We start from the raw sequence: 400 nt of genomic DNA on the forward strand, positions 1-400 counted from the left end.
GTGGTGCCCGAACCGTCCGAACGGTGGACCAGGGTGATCTTGCCGTCCGGCAGCTTCACGCCCGGGTTGGCAGCGACGATGGCCGGGTCGTTCCAGGTCTTGACCTTGCCCAGGAAGATGTCGGCCAGCAGGGCGCCGCTCCGGCGCAGCTTGCCGCCTTCCAGACCGTCGATGTTGACCACCGGCACCACGCCGCCGATGGCCGACGGGAACTGCGCCAGGCCGGCCTGGGCCAGCTCTTCACTGCTCAGCGGCTTGTCGGAGGAACCGAAGTCGACGGTGCCGGCCTTGATCTGGGCGATGCCGCCGCCGGAGCCGATCGACTGGTAGTTGATCTTGGCGCCGGTGCTGGCGTTGTAGTCGGCCGACCACTTGGAGACCAGCGGGAAGATGAAGGAGG

1 protein-coding gene is annotated in these 400 nt (G+C 67.8%); it reads right to left on the minus strand.

All coding sequences use genetic code 11. From position 1 onward, the window contains the following. On the minus strand, positions 1 to 400 hold a 400-nt coding region (locus EN850_RS33930), incomplete at both ends, for a phosphate ABC transporter substrate-binding protein PstS (protein ID WP_136092961.1).

Source organism: Mesorhizobium sp. M8A.F.Ca.ET.207.01.1.1 (genome assembly GCF_004794715.1).
In the GTDB taxonomy this organism is placed as follows: domain Bacteria; phylum Pseudomonadota; class Alphaproteobacteria; order Rhizobiales; family Rhizobiaceae; genus Mesorhizobium.